Raw genomic sequence first — 23137 nt, 5'->3', positions numbered from 1 at the left:
ATTAGATTAAGTTAATTCTATTTTATCATATAGTTTATGTTTAATATAGATAAATGCTCCAAAATTAAGGTTAAGAATGATGTTGCTCTGCAATTGAAAATGTCTTTTTCCCAAATACATAAATGACGATTGATAAGATTAACAGCATGGTACTAATAATGTAAAAGAAGCTTATATTTTCAAAAAATTGAATGAAAATACCGCCAATAATTGGGCCGCTTAAACTGCCTAAGCTAAAAAAGATTCCGCATAATAAATTTCCTGTCGCCAGCAAAGTCTTAGGCACTAAATCCGTCATATAACTAATGCCAAGAGAAAATGTTGATCCCACTACCATTCCTGATAAAAGCACGGAGATGAATAGCCCGATAAAGGACTGTTCAAATAGACTTGCAGCGGAAAAACTTAAGAATCCAAGAAGTAATACAACCATCAAAATATTTCTTCTTCCATATTGGTCGCTTAGTACACCTAGTGGCAGCTGGGTGATGACACTTCCAATGGCAAAGGCTGTTAACACTAAGGAAACACTAGCAACGTCAATATTACTTCTTAAAGCATATACTGGAAAGCTGCCATTTAAGGAAGATTCTAAGAAACCATAGCAGAAAGTTGGTAGGAAGGCTATCCAGCCATATTTCATGGTCCTTTTGAAGCGTTTAATGGTGCTGAAAAATGTATTAATCCCAACTTCTTGTTCAGGAAACTCGTTTTTCAATGTAAATACGAATACCCAGCCAAGTAAACATAAAATAGATGAAATGATAAATGGTAAAGCTTCATTTACATCAACGAGAGGAGTCATCAATGGTCCACTTGCAAATCCAATTCCAAAAAATAATCCATACAATGATACGTTGCGCCCTCTTTTCTCGGAAGGAGAGGAGGAGGTAATCCAGGTTTGTGTGGCAAAATGCAAGGCATGGTCACCTATTCCAATGAGTGCCCGCAAGCCGAACCAAAACCAGAAGGATTTCCACAATGGAAACAATGCCAGTGCCACCACTACAAGCCCGCCGCCAATAATAATCGTTGGTTTATAGCCATATTTCCGCAGCGGTGCTTCCATAAAAGGAGAGACTAGAAGAATTCCAATATAAAGCGCGGTGGCATTTAATCCATTAAGAGAAGAGGAAACTCCGCCTTTTTCAAAAATAACTGCGATTAATGGCAGCAGCATTCCTTGTGAGAAACCAGAAATGGCGACAATCGTAACCAATATCCATAATCGATGGTAACTTTTATTCATAGAAGATTCCTCGTTTGTTTAAATAATTAATTTCCATTCGATGGTATCTGGAAAATAATGCATTTGCAAGAAAAATATTCACCAATCCTGTTAAATAGCACAAAAATAGGGAACTATCATACTGGAGGAATTTTTATACATTTTTAACATATTCATTTTCTATGTCAGCCCTTAGGAGGAGAAACAGTGGAAAAAATATTTATGCTGCTTACTTTTATTGGAGTCCCGCTTTCAGTGATTGGGACATTGATGCATTGGCCAACCATGGTCCTCTTTATTGTTTACTGTGTCTCTATTATTGCCTTAGCCAGTTATATGGGAAGGGCAACTGAAAGTTTAGCGATTGTTGCAGGACCGCGGATAGGCGGACTGCTCAATGCAACATTCGGAAATGCAGTAGAATTAATTATTTCAGTCTTTGCTTTAAAAGCCGGATTGGTTGGCGTGGTGTTGGCTTCCTTAACAGGATCGGTGCTCGGAAATCTCCTGCTTGTTGCAGGTTTATCCTTTTTTATAGGCGGGATAAAGTTTAAACGGCAGGCTTTTAACGTACATGATGCAAGACATAATTCAGGACTTCTTATGTTCGCCGTTATTGTGGCTTTCGTGATTCCTGAAGTTTTTGCAATGGAAATGAACGAATCCAAAACCTTAACATTAAGTATTGGGATATCGGTTATTTTAATCTTGCTTTATCTTGCCGCATTATTCTTTAAACTTGTTACACACCGAGGGGTTTATCAAAGTGAGAAATCTGGAGTGCATCATGAGGAAGAACCTGAATGGAGTAAAGGGAAGGCAATTGGGGTTTTATTAGCTGCAACACTCGCAGTCGCCTATATATCTGAGAATCTTGTTCATACCTTCGAATATGTAGCTGAATCATTTGGCTGGTCAGAATTATTTATTGGGGTAATAATCGTTGCCATTGTGGGTAATGCAGCAGAGCATGCATCTGCCATTGTTATGGCATATAAAAATAAAATGGACATTGCGGTAGAAATTGCAATTGGTTCTACTCTCCAAATTGCCATGTTTGTATTACCTGTACTCGTCCTCGTCTCACTTTTCTTTACTGAAACCATGCCGCTCGTTTTTACAATGCCAGAGTTAATTGCAATGGTAACCTCGGTCCTCTTGATGGTTGTCATTTCAAATGACGGTGAATCTAACTGGTTTGAGGGACTCACCCTGCTAGCTGCCTATTTCATTATGGGCATAGGATTCTTCCTGCTATAACGTAAAAAGACTCTGTGCCTGGGGGCGCAGAGTCTTTTATTAATTATCAATTCGATGTAAGGGTAAACCTTTAACTATGCTATAATATTTAAGCATTATGCGTTTGTGGGGTAAAACCAATCGCGTTTCTTGGGACCATCAATCACCAACCTTCATGTTAATTTTTTAATAGAAAAACACGAGTGTTGAACATATATAATTGGAATCCCAACCTCCTTAAAGTAAATGGTTCGTCGATTGATTACTGCCCTCCTTCTTTAAAGGTTAAGTATAGTATAAATGATTAATTGAATTTTGTAAATGTTCAGATTAATATTTTTTTTAAGGAGATACAAATGGCGTTATTTTATCGGTTTCTATTCTTTTTTGCAGGTTTATCAATTATGACTTTTGGTGTTTGTTTAACGATTAAAGCAGAGCTTGGGGCTGGGGCTTGGGACGCTCTAAATGTCGCCCTTACCGAATGGATAGGTTTAACGATTGGCAGCTGGATTATTATCGAGGGTGCAGTGTTAGTGGTTATTAACTCATTCTTGGTAAAAAGAAAGCCTCAGCTATTATCGCTATTAACCATCATCTTAATTGGGTCTTTGGTCGACTTATGGATGTTTTTTGTATTTGAATCATTTGCAGCGAATGGATTAATGTTTAAATTCGTTACTTTAATTCTTGGGATATTTATTATAGGTATGGGTGCAGCAATTTATTTACAAGCTAAGTTTCCCTCTAGTCCAATTGATTCTTTTATGATGGCCATTAGAGAACGTTTTAGCGTTAGTTTAATGAAAGCAAAGACAATTGGGGAACTTGTTGCTTTATTTCCAGCGCTTTTGCTCCAAGGACCAATTGGTATTGGAACCATCATTATTACGTTTACCATCGGTCCCTTTGTTCAGCTGTGTTTTCCTTTTTTTGAAAAATTAATGAATAGATTGTTAGAAGGGAATTTTCAAGCGAAATATTGAAATAATTTGAGGTTATGGATAAAAGTTTTTAACTCCGAAAACAATATAAGCAGACTTATTACTGCCATATTGTGAAAGGAGTTTTTTCTTGTGAAAAAGTTGTTTCCTATCGTAGTGACACTGCTACTACTGTTAGCAATCCTGCCAACAGCCTCTGCTGAAACAAAAAATGCTAAAAAAGAACCTGCAACCTATCAAATCCCTCCTTCAGTACGTAATATTACGAAGGAAAATACGTATCCTAATTCCACTCAGGACCTGCCAACTTTGCAGCCAAGTGAATTAACGAAGCAATTGATTGACTCTTCTAAGGTGAAGATTGAAAATCCAGATTTAATCCGCATGCTAAATGAGTCAAGCATTAATAGTACACCATTCGCGCTTGGTTACCGAGCAATCGTATACCTAGGTCAGTGGCCATTAAATTATGAATCAACGGAAACCGCACCCAACTGGGAATATCAAAAAATTAATACAAACTACTATGATAATCGCGGCGGGAATGTACCTTACCAGATTCACTATGTTCAAGAGGCGCAAAAAAATATCCGAGGCGGGTTAACAGCAAAAATCGAAAACGCAGAGGATGTAAAAAAGATGATGCTGTTAAAAGCGATGGAAAAAACTCGTCTACCACTTGCGTTTGATACGATTATTGGGGCAGGAACGAAAAACGACCACGTCTACAATATCCCTGTCAACCGCTTAGGATACTTATATGCTTACGCACCGGCAGTGAATGAAAAAGGGAAAGTTACCTACGGAGAAGTATATTTAATGCTTAAGGGAAGTAAAAAAGTGATTGTTGTTAAAAATGTAACCTCACAAGGAATCGGGGCATGGATACCGGTTCAGGACCATGTTTCATTTGGTTTTGCTGCGTCAGAAAGACCAAGATGATGATGGAGAAAGAACTCCTACACAGGTCGTAGGGGTTCTTTTTTGAAAAAGAGCTTTAGAAAGTGTAAGATAATTTCCATAGAAGGGGGAGAATCAAATTTGGGCAGTCCGACGCATGATAAAAATACACAAGTTAGCTTTTTAAAGCAACGTTTAAACATGTTTCTAGATGTTCTAGATGCAATCGATCCGGAGGATACGGATCTTGATGATATTGACAACTTAATCAAAATGATTGATGAACTCGAATCCAAATGTAAGGAATTCAATCACCGCGAAGCACCAGAGTCTGTATAAATACAGGCTCTATTTTTTTGAAAACCTTTACCTTTAAAAGATTTGTTTATAGGAGTATAATAATAAGCGTCAAATAGTTGTAATTTTTAAATAGATTGCGAATCGGACATGGGGAAAGGGGTATTTTAGGTGAATATCGAGAAATTTCAGGAAAGCATGTACAAGTTAGTGGTTGAAACTTCTACAAAGCTTCCAAAGGATGTACGCCGAGCAGTTAAAGCGGCAAAGGAGAAGGAAAACGCAGGTACGAGTGCAGCAATGAGCCTCGCGACCATTACCAATAACATTAAAATGGCAGATGATCAAGTTTCACCTATTTGCCAAGATACCGGATTACCAACATTTAAAATTAAAACGCCTGTTGGTGTAAACCAATTAGAAATAAAAGAAGCGATTAAAAATGCAATCGTTATCGCCACAAAAGAAGGTAAGCTGCGTCCAAACTCTGTTGATTCTTTGACAGGTGAAAACAGCGGCGACAATCTTGGTGCCGGCTTACCGGTTATGAAATTTGATCAATGGGAAAAAGATTATATCGACGTTCGTCTGATTCTAAAAGGCGGCGGCTGTGAAAATAAAAACATCCAATACAGCCTTCCATGTGAATTAGAAGGACTAGGAAGAGCCGGACGTGATCTGGATGGCATTCGTAAGTGTATCATGCACTCTGTTTACCAAGCACAGGGTCAAGGATGCAGTGCTGGTTTTATCGGAGTTGGTATTGGCGGCGACCGTTCATCTGGCTATGATTTAGCTAAGGAACAGTTATTCCGCTCGTTGGATGATGTTAATCCAAACGACGATTTGCGTGCTCTAGAAGAGTATGTGTTAGAAAATGCCAATAAATTGGGTATCGGGACGATGGGCTTTGGCGGAGAAGCAACGCTGTTAGGCTGTAAAGTAGGAGTAATGAACCGAATTCCTGCAAGCTTCTATGTTTCTGTGGCTTACAATTGCTGGGCATTCCGTCGTTTAGGCGTAAGTGTTGACCCTGTTTCAGGCGAGATTAATGAGTGGATGTATCAAGATGGGGAATTCATTGATTTTGAGGAGACTCAAGCAGAAAAGGAAACTGCAGCTGCACGCGCTAATGATGTTATTACGTTGCAAGCTCCGATTAGTGAAGAACAAATTCGTGAGTTAAAAGTAGGGGACGTTGTTCAAATTAACGGGATGATGTACACCGGCCGTGACGCCATTCATAAATACCTGTCTGATCATGATTCACCAGTGGATTTAAATGGACAAGTCATTTACCACTGTGGTCCTGTTATGCTGAAGGATAAAGATGGAGTTTGGCATGTTAAGGCTGCCGGCCCAACAACAAGTATTCGGGAGGAGCCTTACCAAGGAGACATTATGAAGAAGTTTGGTATCCGCGCGGTAATAGGAAAAGGTGGAATGGGTCCTCGTACACTCGCTGCGCTTAAGGAGCATGGCGGCGTGTATCTAAACGCTATCGGCGGCGCTGCTCAGTATTATGCAGATTGTATCAAAGGGGTTGAAGGTGTCGATCTTATGCAATTTGGTATCCCTGAAGCGATGTGGCACCTGCGCGTAGAAGGTTTCACAGCTGTAGTAACCATGGATTCACACGGAAACAGCTTGCATGCTGATGTGGATAAGTCTTCATTGGAGAAATTAGCACAGTTTAAGGATAAGGTGTTTAGTTAGAATTGGGAGCAGGCTCATATCGTGGGCCTGCTCTTTTTGTGTAGAATGTCAATTTGTAGATATTTTTCGTGGATGTGTAGATATATTTTAGATTTGTGTAGATATAGGTAGAAAGTGTGTAGATATCGCTATAATCTGTGTAGATAAAATTAGAATGTGTGTAGATAAAATTCATTTTGTGTAGATATAAGAGCAAACTGTGTAGATATCTATAACTCAGCTTGTTAAGATATGTAGATATATTGAATAATTTGACTTAATTAAAGGAATTTCACCTGATTTTACAGAAATTAATATCCCAAATGAAGTAGGAGGGATAATGTGTTTGAGTTAGAACTTACCAAATCAAGTAATTTAGAAAAACATGAGGCACTAGCAGGGAGACTAGATAAAAATCACCCCAAATTTCCCGAGGTTGAAGGAAATCTTAAAAAGTTAACAGCTGGTTATCGAGGAGAAAAGACAGTTGATTACTTTTTACATTCACTTCCTACAAAAAAGCATCATATCTTTCAAGGGTTGAGGCTGCCGATTGGAAAAAACTTTTTCCAAATCGATTCCCTTCTGACGTCAACTAAATCTGGTTTGCTGATTGAGTCAAAGAACTATGCAGGAACACTGTTATTTGAAAAAAATCAATTAACTCGAACTTTAAATGGATCGAATGAAAATGAAATCTTCCAAAATCCCCTCATTCAAGCTAACAACCATAAAATCCTTCTTAAATACTTCTTTGAGAAAAATAAAATTCCAGTGATTCCGATTGAACACCTAGTCTGTATTACGAATACATCATCAAACATAATGATAAGTCCAGGCTATACTGAAGCTGAGAAAAGAGTTACCCGTGCAGAGAATCTTTTGCATAAAATTGAGCAAAATGACAAGTTCTATACTAAAGAAGTATTTGATGAAAAAACCGCAGGAAAACTGAGTAAATTATTAAAAAATAAACATACTCCATTGATACCTAATATTTTGCAAAAATATGGAATCCATAAAAGTGAAATAACTGGGGTTAAGTGCCCAAGATGTTCAGTTATTCCAATGCTATATAAAGGGGGATATTGGGAATGTTTGTCCTGTCAAATGAGAGCGAGAGATCCTTTTATTAAAGCCATAAATGATTTTTTTCTACTAATCAAACCCACTATTACAAATCATGAATTAGTGGAATTCCTCCATCTTCCTTCTGCAAGAGCGGCAACTTATCTGTTTTCCACTTTAAATTTGCCTTATACAGGAACAAATAAAGGTCGTGTTTACCACCAGCCAAAACTTTTTCCTTAAAATACTAATCATGTTTCCCAATTACAAACAAACACTATAAAAAACAAAATAGGGGGAACATGGATGAAAAAGTTTTTATGCATCCTTAGTTTGCTGCTGTTAATGGTGCCTCAGGTTACGTATGGGTATGTTCCAAATAAGCCAATCCATTGGGGATTTAAGAAAGCTGTGGATGAACAGCCGCCTGATGCAGGAGCTGAGTATGAAAAGATCCTTGAAAAGTATGGTGCTTTTTATAAAGGAGATCCAAATTCAAAAATCCTCTATCTAACCTTTGATAATGGTTATGAAGCAGGATATACCGGAAAAATATTAGATGTATTAAAAAAGGAAAAAGTTCCGGCAACTTTTTTTGTGACCGGACATTATTTATTATCGCAGCCTGAATTGACGAAGCGTATGGTGGATGAGGGTCACATCATCGGCAATCATTCGTGGCATCATCCCAATATGACCCAAATCAGTGATGAGCGAATTCTTGAAGAACTGCAAAAAGTAAAGGATAAGACCAAGGAGATAACAGGTCAAAAGAAAATGAAGTATTTGCGCCCGCCAAGAGGCGTTTTTAGTGAGAGAACGATGCAGATTGCGAAGGAAGAAGGTTATACACATGTATTCTGGTCATTGGCTTTTGTCGATTGGAATACGAATGCACAAAGAGGCTGGGAGTATTCTTACCTAAACATTATGAGACAAATTCACCCCGGAAGTGTATTACTTCTACACACGGTTTCGAAGGATAATGCCGATGCTCTTGAAAAAGTAATTAAGGATCTGAAAAAGAAAGGCTATAAATTTAAAAGTCTTGATGAATTCAAACCAGAAAAGAAAGGCATATCAAGAATCATACCGAGTTTCTGGAGAAAATAAGCAGAAAAAAGCTGGATTCGTGATGAATTCGGCTTTTTTATGTTAATAATGCTATAATACGGTGATATCTAACAGGAACCCGGAATATGGAGTGAACGAAATGAAAACAGATCAATCAATTAAAATACAGGTAAATCAGACCTTTCCCTTAACCATCAAACGACTCGGCATTAATGGGGAAGGTGTTGGTTATTTTAAAAAGCAGGTAGTTTTTGTGCCAGGGGCACTTCCTGGTGAAGAGGTAGTGGTTGAGGCCACAAAGATTAATCCTAAATTTGCTGAGGCAAAAATAAAGAAGATCCGGATTAAATCTCCGCATCGTGTTCAGCCTCCTTGTCCAGTTTATGAGGAATGTGGCGGCTGTCAGCTGCAGCATTTAAAATATAGTCAGCAATTAAAAGAAAAGCGGGATATTGTCATTCAATCGCTTGAACGTCATACCCGGCTTGCGGTGGATAAACTTGATATCCGCGAAACCATAGGAATGGAAGACCCATGGGGATATCGCAATAAAAGTAGTTTTCAACTGGCAGGTAGAGATGGAAAGGTTTTAGCCGGATTGTACGGGTTAAACTCCCATCAACTAATTAATATTGAACATTGTGCGGTTCAACATTCTCAAACGAATGAAGCGGTTAATACGGTTAAAAAGATTCTCGAAGAGCTAAAAATTACGATTTATAATGAAAAAACTCGAAAAGGAATCGTTCGGACGATAGTAACCCGCGTAGGGGTGCAAAGTGGCGAGCTTCAGATCGTTCTCATTACAAATCAAAAAGAGTTACCAAAGAAAGAACAGATTATTGAGGAAATCCAAAAACGACTTCCGAATGTAAAATCAATTGTACAGAATATTAATGAACAAAAGACATCGCTTATTTTTGGAGAGGAAACATTACCATTAGCAGGTGAAGAGTTCATTCAAGAAACATTGGGAGACCTCCAGTTTGAGTTATCGGCAAGGACTTTCTTTCAGCTAAATCCTGTTCAAACCATTAAGCTTTATAATGAAGTAAAAAATGCAGCGGCGCTAACTGGTAATGAAAAAATAGTTGATGCGTATTGTGGCGTGGGAACCATTGGCTTATGGTTAGCAAACCAGGCTGCTGAAGTACGTGGAATGGATGTAATTCCAGAATCGATAGAGGATGCAAAGAAAAATGCCAAACGGCACGGGTTTACTAACACAAAATATGTACCAGGCAAAGCAGAAGAGGTCCTTCCTAAATGGGTGAAAAAGGGTTGGAAGCCAGATCTGATTGTAGTTGACCCGCCAAGAACCGGTCTCGACGGGCAGTTAATCCAAACGATTCTACAAACAGCACCCGAAAAGCTCATTTACATCTCATGCAATCCGTCTACTTTGGCTAAAGACATTCAACTGTTAAGTGCAAAATACGATGTGAAATACATTCAGCCTGTAGATATGTTCCCGCAGACGGCACACGTTGAGTGCGTCTCGCAGATAGTTTTAAAAGAAGCAGCAGACCCCAAATAGGGGATTCTGCTGCTTTTATACAATTTTAGGAGCAGAAAATCGATAATGGATTTTAGGAATTCCATCAACTTTTACTTCAATACGATTTACCAAGCGGTGCAAGATCTCGGGTGTTAATTCATCGAAATCAAGAAACTGAAGTAACTCTTGTTTTAACTGTTCGAGGTCATCTACTGTTTGTTCACTTTCTATGGCAGTTAGTAACTCATTTTTCTTCTCCACTAATTCAGCCATTTCAATATTATTTGCCTCTACATTTTCACGGTAGTCCACGTGTGAAATGATTTCTTCGGCTAACATATTGATGTACTTTCTTTTTCTGCTCTTTATTAAATCGATCTGCTTCTCTAATTTTTCAAGTTGTTTTCGAAGATTTTGCTTTGATTTCTTTGTTTGGGCTTCTAACTGTTTTAGGTATTGCTCTTTATCAATTTGTTTCACAAAATCTTGAATATCTGTCAAAATCGTATCTTTGAGTATATCTTCTTCAATGCAATGACTACTACAGGCCTTCTTACCGTATCGTGCGTAATTCCCACATATATATCCTTTTCGATTAGTGTGATTGGTTTTCAATAAGATCAGTCTTCTAGAAACCTGAAAGACTAGCTTTAGAATTGCGTAGTAGACATATACTGCGTAATAAACTCCTTCTATTTTAGAGCATTTTGTGAATGATTTCACTCAAACTAACGGCGCAGTTTAGTTTAATAAGGGAATATGATACACTGAAATTAGTACCTGGTATTAATACTAGATATAATTATATTGCTATTGGTCAACTTAGGAGGATGAAATGGAAGATTTGCTTAAATTGAGGGGTAAAAATATTGTAATAATGGGCGTTGCAAATGAGCGTAGCCTTGCCTGGGGTGTAGCTAGGTCACTTTATAAAGTTGGTGCTAATCTTATTTTTACCTATCGATTAGAACGTTCACTGGGAAAATTAAATAAGTTATTAATGGAAAATAACCAATCCGCTCAATTAATCGTGCAATGCGATGTAAATAATGATGAAAGTATTAAAGATGCCTTTCAAGAAATTGGTGAAAATGTAGGAACAATCCATGGTATTGTACACTCAGTTGCATTTGCAAATTCTGAAGATTTAAAAGGGGATTTTATAAATACTTCAAGGTCTGGTTTTGCTTTTGCTCAAGATACTAGCTCATACTCACTAATAGCTGTTGCAAGAGAAGCAAAATCTTTGATGACTGATGGTGGTTCCATTGTTACTATGAGTTACCTTGGAGCTGAAAGGGTTGTCCGAGGCTATAATGTTATGGGTGTAGCAAAAGCAGCTCTTGAATCATCAGTAAAATATCTCTCATTAGACTTAGGAAAAGAGAATATTCGTATTAATGCTATTTCTGCTGGAGCAATTCGCACTCTAGCAGCTAAAGGAGTTGGTTCTTTTAACGAAATACTTCATAAGGTTGAAGAATCTGCACCTTTAAAAAGAAATGTAACACAAGAAGAGGTGGGCGATATGACAATTGCAATGCTTAGTAATCTATCAAGAGGAGTTACAGGTGAAATTATATATGTAGATTCAGGTTATAACATAATCGGCTAGGCTCATAAACAGTTGGATGATGGATCACAAAAGTTCGCTGCGGTGACTTTTTTCTTGTTCCACTAACGAAGCCTGCTAGTGTGACAAAGCTGTCGTGTAAGGCAGCTTTTCTTCTTGAACTAACGGTGCAGGTTTAAAAGTGCTTATGATAGGTGGCTTTAATAAAATATTGCTTTTGATGAAAGGGGTTATACAGATTGACAAACCTGACGTTAATGAAAAACCTTAAGCTAACGAGATTACATGTTATAGACCTAGATTTGCTTGAATCGAAGCTTGCGCCTAGAGATAATAAAAATAAGCAAATTACGTATAACAAAATTCTTCTCTTTATTAAATACACATGATCCATCCTCTAGTCTCCACTGTTCGCTAATACATTTTAGCTATTTTTAAAACCTGCTAAAAAAATCACTATCTTGATTATTGCCTGTCTGAGAATACATTTCGATTGCTTTCAACAAAAGAAGGTTTTGGAAATTTTCGTTAGAATCCTTGAAATCTGTATTCAAATATTCTTTCAAGTTTTCTAGTCGATAGAGAAGTCCACTTTTTGAAATATTTAATTTTCGCATCGTAATTTCAATTTTTAAATTATTATTTAAATATATATAGAGAGTTTTTAATAGCTCATTACGTTTATGTTCCTTTAACGAAAAGATTCCTGCAAAACGATTTTTCGCAAGCTGCTTAATATGTTCTATATTTAAATCATTAATGAAAATTGACAAAATACTAATATCTTTGAACGCAGTAATGGATGTGTTGGGGCTAGAGACGACAGCAATTGCAGCCTCTTTATAGTGAGAATTTGCCTCCAAAATACTATGCCCAATATCGCTGTAACCAATTTGAACTGGATGATTGGTGAATTGTTCCATTAAAGCCCCTCTTAAATTACTAAATACCTTCTGGATTGAATAATGGTCTTTAAAAGGATGAAATAACAGAATAATTTGTTCCTGTTCCTTTAAGGATAAGAGTATACGTTGCTTTTTCAAGTATCTACGAATAAAGTTTTCAATCTCTTTTTGAATCTTATTTATATTATTACCCCATCTCAAAATAGCAACAGTATATGGTTGATTAATATCAATAAAATAGTAGCGAGACTTAGATAGAATCTTATCCTTATCTGTTGAACGTTGATGTAAAATATCATTAGTAAACTTTGATTCATCCTCTGCTTGTGATTTTTCTAAAATATTCATCGTCATAAGTAGGACAGAAATTACATTTGACATTTTTGACAATATTAAATAATCATTCGTTGTGAAGGTTTTTGGATACATCGATATAATTGACAAATATGCAACGACTTTGTTTTTATTAACAATCGTATTTGTTAAACGAACATGATTATCTAATTGAATAACCTTTTTTGTAAAAGAAAGTTGCTGACGTTTCTCAAAAAAGTAAGTACCTAATTGTTCTCTTTCCTTTTGGTCATATTTCTTTATATCTTGCTCAATTAATTGTCTATCCTGCTCTAACAAATTCGTAGAATGAGCGTAGTTATAAAATATATCTTCTATTAAAAAAGTTCTTCCAAAAGTTTTTTCAGCTTCCTCTAGAATATCTTCTATTGTTGCCCCATCTATAATCGCTTGAATCATTTTACTTTGAATATTGGCCAGTTCAATTAAATCAAACGAGACTTGGTGTTCAGAGTGTTCACTTGATTTATCAGGTAGATGATTAACAGTATTAATCTCCCATGTACAGTTTTCATCACCTCTTGCTACACAGGTTTTCTCAGTTACCTTCACTTCAAATTGAAAAATGGTACTCATATAGCCAGTTGCAAAGCCCCTAAGGGTATGGCAAACCGGCATATCACTTTGACCAAAATAGTCTAGATGAGCTTTTGCCTCGTATGAATGTAACCATGTTCCTGTACAATAAATAGTCTTTACTGATTTATCATCATACAATTCAATATATCCTTCGAAAATTGAACCTTTTATATGCCCCTTTTTACAATGAAGAGTAGGTCCTTGTCTAAGTATATCTTGTATATCAAAATATTTCTCTCTCATCCGTTGAGCATCTGAAACCCCTAATTGATATCCATAATTAAACATTAATTCTGTAGCTTGCTCTATTCCACTTTTTTCAATGAGATCTGATCTTAGAAAGCTTAAAGCTCTAGCAGATGCAATATTATCGATATCTTCCTCTTCTTTTTCAAAATGAAAAGTATGTCTATTTAAAGGAATAACACGTTGTTCCAACTGATAACCCCCTTAATCGTAAGAAATATCTACAAAAATACCATATTTTCTCTATTATACTAAGATATCATAAAAATCAAAAACTAAACGAATAGTACTGATAACGTTTTCAAGTTAAATCGAATAGTATGTTTTCTGAATATTCTATATTAATTATATTGAATATGTAAAGAATAAAAACTCACAATAAAAGGAGAAATGAAAATGTTGCCGGAAATTGCTAAGTTAGGTCATATCGCTTTGATAACACCGGATTTAAAAAAATCACTATGGTTCTTCTCTGAGGTTTTAGGTTTAGAAGAAACAGAAGTGGTGGATGGTACACATTATTTACGTGCATGGGGAGATTTTGAACACCATACGCTATCGTTAAAACAAGGGGAAAAATCAAAAGTAGATCACATTGGTTGGCGTACAAAACGTCCTGAAGATGTAGGGAAATTTGCTGAATTACTAACTGAGGCTGGGGCAGATGTGAAGTGGGTTGAAGCAGGTGAAGAAGCAGGTCAAGGAAGAGCGATTCGTTTTAAATTACCAAGTGAGCATCCTTTTGAAATTTATTATGAAATGGAAAAAACTCAACCACATCAAGACCGTAAATCCGTGCTAAAAAACCAAACACATAAATCTTGGAGAAAAGGTGCTTCACCACGTCGCATTGATCACGTGAATTTAACCACTTCACAGGATCCAGCAGTTATTCATAAATGGTTAATTGATAATCTAGGATTTAAAATGCGGGAATATATCGACTTAGGTGACGGGAATATTGAAGTAGGTTGGTTAAGTGTTACACCATTAGTTCACGATATTGCTCTTGGACGCGAGCTAAATGCACCAACACCAAACCGACTTAACCACTTGGCATACTGGTTTGACAATGCACAGGATATTTTACGTGCAGCAGATATTTTAAGTGAAGAAGGCATTGAATTTGTAGGACCAGGTAAACATGGTATTTCACAAGCAGTTTATTTATATGTGAAAGATCCTGGTAGTGGTCACCGCGTAGAATTATTCTCTAATAGTTACTTAATTTTCGAACCAGACTGGGAGCCAATAAAATGGACACCTGAAGATTTACGTGTAGGAATAACTTACTGGGGACAAGATGCTCATATTGTAAGTCAAGATTCAACAGAAGCATAGGGGGCGCTATAATGAGCTATCAAACAGAGATTTTAAATACAGGTCGTTTTCAAACGTTTTATTGTGAAGCAGGACAAGAAAATAAGGAAGTAATCGTATTTCTACATGGTTCTGGTCCAGGGGCAAATTCAGTTAGTAATTGGCAACATATTTTGCCAGAGCTTGCAAAGACCTATCATGTAATTGCTCCTGATATGTACGGATTCGGAAATACGAAACACCCTGAAATCCATCCAAAATCATTTTGGGAATGGACACAACATCGAGTTGACCAGTTACTGGAGCTACTAGATAAGAAAAATATTGATCAATTCAGTCTCGTGGGCAATTCAATGGGTGGCTATGTGTCGTTAAACGTTGTTATGCATTCACCTGAACGAGTAAAAAAAGTACTGCTTATGGGAAGCGCTGGTGGAGAAACTCCCCCTACCCCAGAAATTGTACGTATGGTTGGGTTTTATAAAAATCCAACGTATGAAAACCTTCGTAACTTAACAACATGGTTTGTTTATGATCCTTCAACTATTCAAGATTCATTAGAAGATATTTTAAAAATTCGATATGAAACGATTCAACGTGAAGATATTCGCCATTCCTATTTGCAAAATATGTTCCCTATGCCTGGGGAGGGTCCTATCCCACCAAATGCATTACGTCAAATGAAACAACCATTTTTACTATTACATGGCTTTAATGATCGATTTGTTCCAAAAGAGAGCAGTATTAATTTGATAGAACATTTACCTAATGCGGAGCTTCGATTATTTACTCAGTGCGGACATTGGTTACAGATAGAAAAGCGAGAAGATTTCATTAAAGCAGCAAGAGATTTCTTTTAGTAAGAATACAGCTAATCTTTTGTTATTCTCATAAACTTCATCTAAGTTGATTCATCTCCTATAAAAAACTCGGGGAATTGTAAAATGGCTATTTTTTAATCACCTTTTTTAGTCTCAAAGTATTTTAAGAGACTCCATGATTAATATCACGGCTCGCTAAATCTAAAAAATATAAAACATATAATAGGAGGGTTAAAAATGTCAGTCGAAACAAAACAAAAATTTACCGGTTATACAGATGTTGAGCTAAAGCTTATTGAAAAAGCACGTGAAGCAGGTCAATTAGCAGAATCAGAAATAGCTGAATCAGAACTAAATGCATCTGTTTCTCAAAATTTTGTAAATAAGTTGATTGAAGCAGGGATTACACGTGCAAATCTTCCAAAAGAATACGGTGGCTCACAAATATCATTACGTGGTCTAGGGGAAATTGTACGCACAATTGCGTATCATAATATTTCAGCAGCATGGGTAGGTTATTTCTATCCATTACACAACAGTTTACCAGCACATCTTCCACAAGAAGGTAGAGACGAAATGATAAACTCAGGTGACTTAATCGTCGATGTGTTCGCACCTGTTGGACAAGTAACTGTTGTAGATGGAGGTATTGTGTTAACTGGTACTTATAATTATGCAAGCGGTGTTAAATTTGCTGGTTGGATTGGTTTAGGGGCAATTGCACAATTACCTGAATCGGATCGTCCAGAATTAATTATGGGCTTCATGCGTAAAGAGGAAGTGCAAGTAAATGAAAATTGGGATACATTCGGTTTACGTGGTTCAGGTAGTAACCAAGTAGTTGCAACTGATGTATTTATTCCAAGAAAACGCATTGTAAGACTTGAAGTTGCAAATGATACACGTCGTCCTCCAGCAGGTTCTAATTATGATACGGACTATCCATACTATCATGTGCCATTCTTTTCTGCATTTTACCTTGGGTTCCCGAATATGACATTAGGTGGGGCAAAACGTTTACTAGATGAATATAAGAAGCGAACAGAAGCACGTGTACGGCTACATGGAGAAAATGAAAAGGATTCCCCTCGTAGCCAGCGAATTCTTGCACACCTTATGCTTGAATATAAAAAAGCGGTTGGTTTAATGGAACAATACTACAATTTATTAGAAACATATGAAACAGAAGGTCCCTACGAAAAAGGGGAATTTGCTTCACTTCGGGCAGAAGTCATTAAAATTTGTCAGGACATCGCTACGACAGTAATGGTTTCACTAGGCGGAGCCTCTCTAACAAAGAATGACACAATTGAAGTATTTGTACGAGACATTATTGCCGTTGCCACTCATATAACATCTCTATATGAAGATGCACTTTACACTTACGGTCGTAATTTATATGGCTACGAAGGAATTGGTTGGGGCTGATTTCTTTAATACCGCGTTAATATAGTAACAATTCAATCAGTGGGGGTTTTCCTCATCTACTACTAATTGTTTGTTGAACCAATCGGGCTGTTACTGGCAGTTATCTCCTACCTCTTCTTATTGTTTCACTTAAATCTTGAGGTGGGAGTTTACTGTCGTACTCTATGATGAAATGTATATTCTAAAAATCTAGTTATATCGTTAGGAGAGGTTCCAAAAAATGGATGACCACTTATTTAGAAGTGCAATGGGTAAATTTGCAACTGGTGTGACAGTCATTTTGACAGAAACAGATGGTAAAACACATGGGATGACGGCAAATGCATTTATGTCCGTTTCACTTGATCCAAAATTAGTAGTAATTTCGATTAAAGAAAACGCTCGTATGCTTTCTAAAATCCACGAAGCTAAAATGTTTTCAGTCAATATTTTAAATTCTAAACAAGAAGAAATTTCTAAAATATTTGCAGGTCAAATTAAAGATCAGGAGGTAACATTTGATCGTTTAATGGATGTACCTGTTATCCCTGGTGCAATTGCACAAGTAGTTTGTGAAGTTTCTGCTGAACATGTTGAAGGTGACCACACTTTGTTCATTGGTAAAATAACTAATATTTCGATTGAAGATGGTGATCCATTGTTATTCTTTAATGGGAAATATCGTAGTCTTGAGGAATTAGTAAAAGTATAAGATAAATACGAATCTCTAATAAGGTGATTACGGCCACTGTAATGTACCATCCTTGACATAGTTTTTACCACTGAATGACAAAAAGTGTACCAGAGTATGACATACTGTTTACCACTTAAAATTTTCTGATAATAAAAAGGAAAATCATAGTATTGAGAATCAATATTGTTATAGCTTTTATAAAAATAATTTGATGGATTTTCATAAACTCTGTCTTCTACAAACGGGCCATTTTGCCGCATAACTCCTTTCAATAAAATTGGATATCTGTATTAAAGTTTAAAAAAGATTGTGAAGGTATGTACTTAAAGTAACCTGCATTTTTAGTTGAATTGAAAAAAAGGAGTTTTTCCCCAATGCACAGAAGACCTATTTTTATGATTTTTCCATTTAACATTGTACAAGATATGTACTTAAAAATCCTCGCTATTTAAATACATAGCGAGGATTTTTTACAGTACCTATTCGTTTATTTTCTTTCCTTAATCGCATGATTGAATTTTGTCAACAGTTGGCCAAATTCTCGACATTCTTCATCAGACCATCCATTTAGCAAGTTTGTTATCCCATTCAATCTTTCTTGTCTATGTTGGACTAATTCCTGTTCTCCTAATTCTGTCATTTTATAAAAGAAGGCCCTACCATCCTGAGGATCTGGAACTTTTTCCACATATCCTTTGTGCTCTAGAGATGCAGCTTGTCTACTTACAGTGGAAATATCTAACTTTAATTCATCTGCTAAAGCTTTCACTCCAGAAGAACCTTGAACGGAGACTTGATGCAATAAAAGGTAAGCTGCCCGATCAAGACTTTCTTTTCTTTTACTAGATGTAATTGAAGTGAGTAGGCGAATTAAAACCGTCAATTCTAATTCTATCATTTTCTTCGAATCTTCACTCATCTTTACCACCTCATAAATTCCTCTATATCATTTATGATAAACTACCGAATGTGTTTGTCAATTTAATGCATGCGAACCAAAACTATGTTGACACCTATTTAGTTGTATTATACAATTAGCAGGCAAACAAATTGTATGATACAACTATAGGTTTTTTTTTACTTTTTAATTAGTGCTATACGCACTGTGCAAATGGTTTAAACTTTTACTTTTAAACTAAATAGGGGGATGAATATGCGAGCTTTTGAATTCATGAAAGACCAGGTCATTAAGGTAAAGGAAACTGATAGTGTTCGCTCTGTTATAGAAAAATTTATTGAACATGGCATCAGTGGTCTTCCAGTAGTTAATGAAGCAAATGAAATTGTCGCCTATATAAGCGATGGAGATATCATGCGTTACATCGGAAAACATAAAGATATTTTCATCGATACGATTTTCTTTGTGGATGTCATCAAAGGCGATGATATCAATTTTGAAGAAAGATTAAAAAAAGTACTTGATTTAAACGTTACGGAAATTGCAAAAAAAACAGTACTAACCATTCCATGGAATGAGGAAATTGAAAACATTGCTGCTCTTTTAGGGAAAAAACAAATAAAAAAGTTGCCCGTAGTACGGAAGGGAGTATTAGTTGGAATCATAAGCCGTGGAGATGTTATTCGACATTCTTTCAAATCTGTAATGGGAAATTAGAAATTCTGAATATATTTAGCCGTTAATCAAATACATTTAAAGGAGAAATGAGTATGGCATCTACACCAAAATTAGCATCGTCAGTGTCACAAAAAGGACTTGAGCATTCCCATCAAAAAGCAGGTTTGCTTAATCAACCAATATCAGTATGGGCGGTCTTTTTTGCTAGTATCATTGCCTTCATGGGAATAGGGCTTGTTAATCCAATTCTAAGAGAGCTTTCCGTACAATTGAAGGCAACACCTAGCGAAGTAACGTTACTTTTCACTAGTTATAATGTCGTTATGGCCTTCGCTATGCTTATTACTGGTACTGTATCTTCAAGACTTAGTCAAAAATGGACCCTGCTAACTGGAATAGGAATCATTGCAATTGTTTCAGCATTTGGAGGATTTGCAAATAATATTTGGACACTCGTTGGACTGCGAGGCGTTTGGGGTCTTGGCAATGCACTTTTCGTTGCGACATCTTTAGCAGCCATTGTGTCTCTTTCAAAAAGCGGCACAGCGAAGGCCATCATTTTATATGAAGCGGCGGTTGGAATTGGCATATCAGTTGGACCACTGCTTGGTGGATCATTAGGCTCTATAACTTGGAGAGCACCGTTTTTTGGGGTAGCTATATTAATGGCTGTTGCATTTATTATTCTTATTGTATTAATGCCTAAATCGAGCTCAGTCAACGTGGGTACTGCCGCCACTGTAAAAGTAGGAAAACCAAAAACATCTATATTAGATCCATTCCGTGCTATGAAGCATCGTTCTCTCTTGACTTTAGGAATTGTAGCTGCACTATATAATATTGGATTTTTCACAATCATGGCTTACGCACCATTCGTTATGGGGGTGGATCCAAAGGGAATGGGTTATGTATTTTTAGGTTGGGGCTTATTACTGGCCATTACTTCTGTTTTTACAGCACCAAAACTCCAGGAATGGTTTGGAACAATTAAGGCCATGGTGATGATGTTATTCTTGTTTGTTTTGGACCTTGCGTTGATGGGGATTTTTACATCGACGCAATGGGTTGTGATTGCTGCCGTTATTTGCGCTGGTGCCATATTAGGGAATAGCAATACCTTAATTACAACTGCCGTAATGAACGCTTCACCTGTTGAAAAATCCACAGCATCAGCTTCCTACAGCTTCCTACGCTTTATAGGAGCAGCTATCTCACCATATATGGCGGGGAAACTGGCAGAGATTTTTAATCCACATGTTCCGTTCTTTGTCGGTGCAGGATTCGTCCTTCTTTCAGTGGTGTTTATCTGGTTTAACATGAAGCATATAAGACATGTCGATACTGCTGAATCGGGTCACTAATTGTGCTTAAAGGAATTACATCGTTGCAAATCCTTTGGTAGATTCAGAGATTAAACTTATGAATAATTTAGGCTACCTAAAAGTGCTACTTTAAGGTGGTCTTTTTTTTACTCAACCTACATCTTTGATTTTGAGGATATTGTGAAAGAATACACTTAAAGTAAACCAGCTAATAGTTTGTCAACATTTTTCAATTAAAAGTTTAATTACCTCATGTTATACTAAAAATATTCATGCCAAATAACCTTCCGTTATGCTCTTTTTGGAAGGTTTTGTTGTATTTAGTTAGATATAGATTTTAAGTTATATCTTGGAAAGTAGATTTGCTTTTTAATAAGGCGTAAATCCAATGTAAGAGCTTATTTGTACAGGCAATGATCGCTACTCTAAAGGGTTTTCCTTCTTCTCGTTTCTTATCGTAAAACTCTCGTAGTCTTCTATTGCGTGGAATAATCTCATCAGTTGTTTTCTTTTTACGGGAATCCCGAATACCACTTTGAACAGCCATGTACAAGGCGTGGCGAAGCCTACAAGAGCCACGTTTGGTTATTCGGTTTACCGATGCAGTAAACTTTCCTGAAGAGTACACACTAGGATCTATTCCAGCGAATGCAACCAACTTCTTGGCACCATTAAACCGATCTATCTCTCCGATTTCAGAAATAATCGTTGCAGCGATTTTTTCTCCGATTCCAGGGATAGATTGAAGGATTTCATATTCTTCTATTTCGCTAGCGAGAGCATCTATTTCATCCGCAATATTGGATAGATGCTCTTGGTATTGAAGAACAATCTTAACCAAGATTTCAAGGTTAAAAATATGACTATCGTAGAGATTGTTTTGAAAAGGATCACGAAGGGCTGCTTCTCTTAACTTCTGTGCTTTTTCCTTTGCCCATGACTCCGAACGACTCATACATAATGAAGCTATTTTATCCGTTAACTCTTTTTCACTCACACTTAATACATCCTTAGAAGTAGGGAACTCTAGTAAAGTAAGCAATGATACTTTCGAATATAGGCTTCCAAATACACCTCGATACTCTGGAAATACCTGATCGATTAAAGAATGAAGCTGTAACTTTGTTTTCGCTGATATTTCTGCAATACTCTCTTGTTGTCTTGTTAGATTACGAAGGTTTAAGAGTTGAACTCCACGCTTCTTGTAAGGCTCTAATTCTTCTTTATAATACAATTCACAAAGGTGATAAGCACCGATTGCATCTGTTTTTACCTTTCTTAGGCTTGAGCTCTTGGCTCTGTGTGAGATAAGAGGATTGACGATAACATAAACATATTTTTGTTCCTCTAAAAACTGAATAACGGGAATATGATAGTGCCCAGTTGATTCTAAAACCACCGAAGGTTGATGTCCACCTGCTGATTTCTCAACTTCTTGAAGGAAATCTAATAAATTCCCCAAACCCTCAAGATCGTGATTAATACTAAAGCTCTTTACGGTATGGCTTACCTTTATCTAAAAAAGCTTGTACCTGACTTTCCCCTTTTGATACATCCAGACCAATGACTGGATTCATACTTTATCTCCTCCTAGAAATGCAATATTAGTCGGTATCCCCTAAGGCTTCTTGTAATGTCATAGGTTCGCTTGTTAAACGGGATCTTTGTCCCAACCAGCCTGAAACATGTTTATACAAGTAGGGGGTGAACAGTTTAGCTAACGGGATTGAATCCCACGGGTGCGACGTTCTACCCCGACTACGGTAATCATAAGACCATATGAAAAAACTTCAACCAGAAAAATCTGGCTAACCTTATATTACGAACGGGTGCAAGAGTTCAAGATCCAGCTGTTATTTTTGGCGGCTTTTTCTTATTGAAGTAACTGTGCAGTTTAGTGCAATAAGAAAGATAGAACCCAATTTCCTTTCATTTCGTATTTGACGACTAAAAAATACACACCAAAAAAAGTTAGTCAGAAACTAACCTAGCTTTTATAAAGGCGACTAACTTTATTATTAATTCTTACGACATAACTAATTAGTATTACACTAAAAATACTTGCTAGAACTGCACTTCCTACACCCATCCATATAAGTGCTAAAAGTTTACCTTTATAATTAGGGAACATGTCGTGTCTCCTTTTGGTTTGATATTTATTAGATTATATCTTTAACAAATAAATATGTATTTAAATTGAACATTTTAAGTCAAAAGTATGCACTTAAAAGCAAAGGTTTCTTCGATTAACGGGAACTTGAGTTCAAGAGCAGGCTGTCATCGAGACATCTTTTTCTTATTGAACTAAACCAGCTAATAGTTTGTCAATATTTTTCAATAAAAACTTAAAATAACTCATGCTATACTAAAAATGTGCATGCCAAATAACCTTCCGTT

General features: G+C 36.6%; 19 protein-coding genes and 1 pseudogene. 15 read left to right on the top strand and 5 right to left on the bottom strand.

The genetic code is table 11. From position 1 onward, the window contains the following. Window positions 1-70 precede the first annotated feature (70 nt). Window positions 71-1249, bottom strand: coding sequence for an MFS transporter (locus F4694_RS31205; protein ID WP_179603757.1), 1179 nt, complete (start codon window positions 1247-1249; stop codon window positions 71-73). A gap of 186 nt (window positions 1250-1435) precedes the next feature. Here F4694_RS31205 and cax point away from each other — a divergent pair, with 186 nt between their 5' ends. The 8 genes from cax (at window position 1436) to rlmD (ending at window position 9982) form a co-directional block, all read left to right on the top strand. After that, on the top strand, window positions 1436-2488 hold the full coding sequence (gene cax, locus F4694_RS31200; protein ID WP_179603756.1) for a calcium/proton exchanger: 1053 nt from the start codon (window positions 1436-1438) through the stop codon (window positions 2486-2488). A gap of 335 nt (window positions 2489-2823) precedes the next feature. Beyond that, window positions 2824-3453, top strand: coding sequence for a YczE/YyaS/YitT family protein (locus F4694_RS31195; RefSeq protein ID WP_179603755.1), 630 nt, complete (start codon window positions 2824-2826; stop codon window positions 3451-3453). Window positions 3454-3543: 90 nt separating this feature from the next. After that, on the top strand, window positions 3544-4353 hold the full coding sequence (locus tag F4694_RS31190) for a YfkD famly protein (RefSeq protein WP_179603754.1): 810 nt from the start codon (window positions 3544-3546) through the stop codon (window positions 4351-4353). 99 nt (window positions 4354-4452) lie between these two features. Continuing rightward, complete coding sequence (locus F4694_RS31185; RefSeq protein ID WP_179603753.1) at window positions 4453-4650, top strand: SE1561 family protein; 198 nt, start codon at window positions 4453-4455, stop codon at window positions 4648-4650. 129 nt (window positions 4651-4779) lie between these two features. Continuing rightward, window positions 4780-6324: a fumarate hydratase gene (locus tag F4694_RS31180; RefSeq protein WP_307304399.1), complete on the top strand. Its 1545-nt coding sequence runs from the start codon at window positions 4780-4782 to the stop codon at window positions 6322-6324. A gap of 321 nt (window positions 6325-6645) precedes the next feature. Then, entirely contained in the window at window positions 6646-7614 is a 969-nt protein-coding gene (locus F4694_RS31175; RefSeq protein WP_179603752.1) for a nuclease-related domain-containing protein, read from the top strand. A gap of 63 nt (window positions 7615-7677) precedes the next feature. Beyond that, entirely contained in the window at window positions 7678-8484 is an 807-nt protein-coding gene (gene pdaA / locus F4694_RS31170) for a delta-lactam-biosynthetic de-N-acetylase (RefSeq protein ID WP_179603751.1), read from the top strand. A gap of 100 nt (window positions 8485-8584) precedes the next feature. Continuing rightward, the gene (rlmD, locus tag F4694_RS31165; RefSeq protein ID WP_179603750.1) at window positions 8585-9982 is read left to right on the top strand and encodes a 23S rRNA (uracil(1939)-C(5))-methyltransferase RlmD; all 1398 of its coding nucleotides are present in this window, start codon (window positions 8585-8587) and stop codon (window positions 9980-9982) included. 15 nt (window positions 9983-9997) lie between these two features. On the opposite strand, the gene F4694_RS31160 is transcribed toward rlmD, so the two are convergent. Beyond that, window positions 9998-10666 (bottom strand): DUF4368 domain-containing protein, encoded by a 669-nt coding sequence (locus tag F4694_RS31160; protein ID WP_179603749.1) that lies wholly within the window; start codon window positions 10664-10666, stop codon window positions 9998-10000. 112 nt (window positions 10667-10778) lie between these two features. On the opposite strand from F4694_RS31160, the gene fabI reads away from it, so the two are divergent. Then, window positions 10779-11558: an enoyl-ACP reductase FabI gene (gene fabI / locus F4694_RS31155; protein WP_306458570.1), complete on the top strand. Its 780-nt coding sequence runs from the start codon at window positions 10779-10781 to the stop codon at window positions 11556-11558. A 392-nt stretch (window positions 11559-11950) separates the two neighbouring features. Here fabI and F4694_RS31150 read toward each other — a convergent pair whose 3' ends face one another. Further along, the gene (locus F4694_RS31150; protein ID WP_179603748.1) at window positions 11951-13792 is read right to left on the bottom strand and encodes a XylR N-terminal domain-containing protein; all 1842 of its coding nucleotides are present in this window, start codon (window positions 13790-13792) and stop codon (window positions 11951-11953) included. 204 nt (window positions 13793-13996) lie between these two features. Between F4694_RS31150 and F4694_RS31145 the strand changes: the two genes are divergently transcribed. From F4694_RS31145 to F4694_RS31130, 4 genes are all read left to right on the top strand, one after another. Next, entirely contained in the window at window positions 13997-14941 is a 945-nt protein-coding gene (locus F4694_RS31145; protein WP_179603747.1) for a VOC family protein, read from the top strand. An 11-nt stretch (window positions 14942-14952) separates the two neighbouring features. Beyond that, window positions 14953-15780: an alpha/beta fold hydrolase gene (locus F4694_RS31140; RefSeq protein ID WP_218895914.1), complete on the top strand. Its 828-nt coding sequence runs from the start codon at window positions 14953-14955 to the stop codon at window positions 15778-15780. A gap of 198 nt (window positions 15781-15978) precedes the next feature. Beyond that, complete coding sequence (locus F4694_RS31135; RefSeq protein WP_179603746.1) at window positions 15979-17169, top strand: acyl-CoA dehydrogenase family protein; 1191 nt, start codon at window positions 15979-15981, stop codon at window positions 17167-17169. 220 nt (window positions 17170-17389) lie between these two features. Then, window positions 17390-17860 carry a flavin reductase family protein gene (locus F4694_RS31130; protein WP_179603745.1) on the top strand — a complete coding sequence of 157 codons (471 nt, stop codon included), beginning with the start codon at window positions 17390-17392 and terminating at the stop codon, window positions 17858-17860. A 469-nt stretch (window positions 17861-18329) separates the two neighbouring features. Here the strand turns inward: F4694_RS31130 and F4694_RS31125 are convergent, their stop codons facing one another. Further along, window positions 18330-18761 carry a MarR family winged helix-turn-helix transcriptional regulator gene (locus F4694_RS31125; protein ID WP_179603744.1) on the bottom strand — a complete coding sequence of 144 codons (432 nt, stop codon included), beginning with the start codon at window positions 18759-18761 and terminating at the stop codon, window positions 18330-18332. Between the two features lie 234 nt (window positions 18762-18995). Between F4694_RS31125 and F4694_RS31120 the strand changes: the two genes are divergently transcribed. Together F4694_RS31120 and F4694_RS31115 are read left to right on the top strand one after the other, a co-directional pair. Beyond that, a complete protein-coding gene (locus tag F4694_RS31120; protein WP_179603743.1) occupies window positions 18996-19457 on the top strand; it encodes a CBS domain-containing protein in 462 nt (153 codons plus the stop codon). Between the two features lie 53 nt (window positions 19458-19510). Continuing rightward, window positions 19511-20779: an MFS transporter gene (locus tag F4694_RS31115; RefSeq protein WP_179603742.1), complete on the top strand. Its 1269-nt coding sequence runs from the start codon at window positions 19511-19513 to the stop codon at window positions 20777-20779. A 298-nt stretch (window positions 20780-21077) separates the two neighbouring features. On the opposite strand, the pseudogene F4694_RS31110 reads toward F4694_RS31115, so the two are convergent. Continuing rightward, window positions 21078-22317: pseudogene (locus F4694_RS31110) on the bottom strand (IS110 family RNA-guided transposase). Between the last annotated feature and the right edge of the window lie 820 nt (window positions 22318-23137).

Origin of the sequence: Neobacillus driksii (assembly GCF_013409995.1) — a bacterium.
GTDB classification, from domain to species: Bacteria; Bacillota; Bacilli; order Bacillales; family Cytobacillaceae; genus Neobacillus; species Neobacillus driksii.
This window is presented reverse-complemented; position numbering and strand designations above follow the sequence as displayed.

Coding starts and splice junctions, on each gene's coding strand:
- rlmD (WP_179603750.1), top strand. CDS start 8,585: ATGAAAACAGATCAATCAATTAAAATACAGGTAAATCAGACCTTTCCC.
- F4694_RS31115 (WP_179603742.1), top strand. CDS start 19,511: ATGGCATCTACACCAAAATTAGCATCGTCAGTGTCACAAAAAGGACTT.
- F4694_RS31120 (WP_179603743.1), top strand. CDS start 18,996: ATGCGAGCTTTTGAATTCATGAAAGACCAGGTCATTAAGGTAAAGGAA.
- F4694_RS31195 (WP_179603755.1), top strand. CDS start 2,824: ATGGCGTTATTTTATCGGTTTCTATTCTTTTTTGCAGGTTTATCAATT.
- F4694_RS31205 (WP_179603757.1), bottom strand. CDS start 1,249: ATGAATAAAAGTTACCATCGATTATGGATATTGGTTACGATTGTCGCC.
- F4694_RS31125 (WP_179603744.1), bottom strand. CDS start 18,761: ATGAGTGAAGATTCGAAGAAAATGATAGAATTAGAATTGACGGTTTTA.
- F4694_RS31145 (WP_179603747.1), top strand. CDS start 13,997: ATGTTGCCGGAAATTGCTAAGTTAGGTCATATCGCTTTGATAACACCG.
- F4694_RS31140 (WP_218895914.1), top strand. CDS start 14,953: ATGAGCTATCAAACAGAGATTTTAAATACAGGTCGTTTTCAAACGTTT.
- F4694_RS31130 (WP_179603745.1), top strand. CDS start 17,390: ATGGATGACCACTTATTTAGAAGTGCAATGGGTAAATTTGCAACTGGT.
- F4694_RS31135 (WP_179603746.1), top strand. CDS start 15,979: ATGTCAGTCGAAACAAAACAAAAATTTACCGGTTATACAGATGTTGAG.
- fabI (WP_306458570.1), top strand. CDS start 10,779: ATGGAAGATTTGCTTAAATTGAGGGGTAAAAATATTGTAATAATGGGC.
- pdaA (WP_179603751.1), top strand. CDS start 7,678: ATGAAAAAGTTTTTATGCATCCTTAGTTTGCTGCTGTTAATGGTGCCT.